Here is a 3,011-nt window from a genome sequence, read left to right as displayed (position 1 = left end):
CGTCGTAGTCCACTATCGTGAGCACGGGCGTACCTTCCCGCCAGCGTTGGCGCGCTGGACTTGATCAGAATCCTGTTCGTGTACAGATCATCATCCGGGAAGGTGCGTCCTCCCGGGATCCACAGCTTTCGATCATTCCTCTGTCGAAAGACGACTTTCGTTGGATCCATGTGGGGTCGGGCTCGCCGAGCTCGTTTGCTCTCCGTTGTGCAGAGAGTAGTGCAAAATTATCTGCCGCCGTGTAGTCGAAATTGTGCCTACCGGTAGGGCCGCCAACTGGGACGACTAAGGCTTGATGTTGTCGTCGAAATTTTGCAGCATCCGGTTGTTTTAACAAGTAGGTGACCGCGGCTAGAACGCTCGGGTTGGGAGTTAGTGGGCTCTTCATGCGTAAGCTCCTCTCAAGGCTGAACCGTTCGTAAATCAGGCACAAGGAGATAGTTGAGGATGGTGGCAATCTAGATTTCTCTATATTCCAGTGTTTTTATGCTTTAAGGGTTGGTGAAATCGTTCATGGAGTGAATTGGGCCTTTGGGTTTGATGCAAGGAACCGTTCAGAGTTTCGCAATCTTGCAGCCATTGTTTCCAGTAAGTCCTGGGAATTGTGCGACAATCCATTTGCATTCACTAGTAGCTCTCGAACGGCCGGGTCATATAATTTGGCGACAATTTTCTCGTCGTCGACCGAACCTTTATGCTCGACCTCATTGAGGAGTCGGCCTGATGGAGATTTTATAGAGTCGATTTCTGGCGCGAAGCTGGGATTGTCGATCGTATTGTGCAGGTGACAATTTGAAAGACTGCCTTCAATAATATGAATGTACGAAAGGATCATCTTAAATCCGTTCACGCGCACTGAATTCGAAGTTTTTGAATTTGCCAGGTATTGAAAAGTATCGTCAAGTGCAACCAGGAATTGACTTTTTATAGCCGTTTCAGGGGGATATTCCATCTAAACGCCTTCCTTGCGTTGGAATCTGATATTGGACCCAAATCCCGTGTCTGGTCTTAAGGCACCAAGGCTTCTGAACTTTCTGAATTGGAAGCCGACCAATAAATTGGTGAATACATACCGCCGTGTCAGCATTCTTACATGTTTCGCCGCCATGGTGTCGCGAGTTGATTGTTCCGCACTGGAAAAAATGCCAGTTCAACAGGTATGAAGCGGCCATCCGGGCAGGATCCGGACCGGATGGTCATGTGACTACACGAGTTTCGAAGCGCCATATTTTGTCACGAAATACCCATGGGTGCGGCTCGGAGCAAGTAAAGAGATCATTGTTCATGCCGATCCATTCGCCTAGGTGCAGGGGGAGGAACGGACGTTAGTTGCGCGATGCCGCACCGCGTAAGTCACGGCGAATTTTCTTAGTGAGAGCGGAAAGAATCACGACTCCGGAAAGTGGAATCCAGCAGTATCCCGTCTGCGTCCGAGTTGGTCCGTCACATCCGAATGCAGATTAGTAGCAGAAAAAGACGATTGGCGAACCGCTTAGGCCGGCGTGCGCGACGGTCTCCCCGCAACCCTCGTAGTAATCCGGCTCTTCGGGAACCAGAATGCGTGAGGTCGATCCGGCGATGAGCTGTTTAGATACAAGATGTGGAGGCAGCTTGAAACCATCGGTCAGATGTGGTTTCAGTTAGAGCTGCGCGAGATACGCCCGATCGTCGATTTCGAGAGGTCGGTCTTCTCGGCCATCGACGTCCGAAACCAGTGCGTAGCATGCGGCGGCGATTGTTCGAGAGCAGTTGAAACCGTTCACCGTCGGCGGTACGAACTCAGGTTCGGAATGCTCTTCGGGCATCATCCTCGTATCGTAAGGGACTGCACCCACTTCAGTTGACACGTGGGGTTGATAGCTTCAAGCCGCGTAAAAAGCCTGGTTGATTGTCTCAAACTCGATCGGGGTGAGCTTCCCGAGGCGCCGTTGCCGACGTTTGCGATGGTACGTTTTCTCGATCCAGGTCACGATCGCGAGCCGCAACTGTTCTTGAGTCGACCACCGTTGACGGTCGAGGACGTTCTTCTGCAACATTGAGAAGAAGGATTCCATGGCGGCATTGCCACCGCATGCCCCGACCCTACCCATGGAACCTTGTAAACCGTTGTCGGACAACACATGAACGAATTTCCTCGACCGAAATTAGCTACCCCGATCGGAATGTACGATCGTTCCGGCCCGCCCCGTACTCGTCGGGGCTGAGGTAGCCGAGTCGCTATTGGATGCGGGTGGTGTTCCACCATCGCAGGTAATCAGTGAGCCCCTCGTGAAACTCGTCGAGAGTGTCGGGTTTCTGGACGGGAGAACCATTCCTCCTTGAGATGGCTGAAGATGTCAACGTCGGATGAAAAGTGATCGGTGATCGTCGGACGAAAATTCACCACTTGGCTTTGATTAGTCCCTGTTGGATCGGTTCTTGGTCAGAAGTTCTCGGCGGGATCGGGTGCGGTAGGAGTCGCCGCTGAGGGTGAGTACTTCGGCGTGGTGGACGAGTCGGTCGATCATCGCTGCGGCGACGACGTCGTCGGAAAATGTTTCGCCCCATCGATCTGGGGTTGGCACTTGTTCGTCTCCGTGGAAACCCGCAGCTCGCTGGGACTTCAGCATGTTTTCGCGTTTCAGCCTTCTTCAAGCTGTGAGCGGTCTATATTAGGTGCTGCCTTAACCGTTCAGGTGTGAAGAAGGTGTGCTGATGACAGAAGGTCTGCGGCTGATCCCGGGCAACGTCGTTCCGATAGAGTCGATCGAGTCAGATCCTGTTGTGTTCCAACGTAACTGCGTGGACGCCTTCGTCGCATCCTGGCGTGCTCGGGGCTTCAGCCCAGTCACTATCGACAACGACATCGGGCTACTCGAGCGGACGCTGACGGCGCTGGGACGGCCTGCGTGGGAAGTCACCGCCGAGGACATCGACCGAGTCGTTGGCAGCCTCGCAGTCGCGGGCCGTGCTCCGTCGACTCGGCGGGAGTATGTGCAGATCTTCAAGGGATTCCACTGGTTCCTCCAGGT

1 protein-coding gene and 3 pseudogenes are annotated in these 3,011 nt (G+C 53.5%); 1 reads left to right on the top strand and 3 read right to left on the bottom strand.

All coding sequences use genetic code 11. The annotated features are described in order from the left end of the window. Window positions 1-511: 511 nt before the first annotated feature. The 3 genes and pseudogenes from ATN37_RS00240 to ATN37_RS00230 all read right to left on the bottom strand — a co-directional run. Window positions 512-952: a hypothetical protein gene (locus tag ATN37_RS00240; RefSeq protein WP_080656786.1), complete on the bottom strand. Its 441-nt coding sequence runs from the start codon at window positions 950-952 to the stop codon at window positions 512-514. Between the two features lie 910 nt (window positions 953-1,862). Next, window positions 1,863-2,174, bottom strand: a pseudogene (locus tag ATN37_RS00235) (transposase); the annotation flags it as partial. 222 nt (window positions 2,175-2,396) lie between these two features. Beyond that, window positions 2,397-2,549: pseudogene (locus tag ATN37_RS00230) on the bottom strand (ATP-binding protein); the annotation flags it as partial. Between the two features lie 145 nt (window positions 2,550-2,694). Here ATN37_RS00230 and ATN37_RS00225 point away from each other — a divergent pair. Then, window positions 2,695-3,011, top strand: a pseudogene (locus ATN37_RS00225) (site-specific integrase); the annotation flags it as partial.

This window comes from Rhodococcus sp. MH15 (assembly GCF_019266045.1).
Taxonomy (GTDB): Bacteria; Actinomycetota; Actinomycetes; order Mycobacteriales; family Mycobacteriaceae; genus Rhodococcus_F; species Rhodococcus_F qingshengii.
This window is presented reverse-complemented; position numbering and strand designations above follow the sequence as displayed.

Coding starts and splice junctions, on each gene's coding strand:
- ATN37_RS00240 (WP_080656786.1), bottom strand. CDS start 952: ATGGAATATCCCCCTGAAACGGCTATAAAAAGTCAATTCCTGGTTGCA.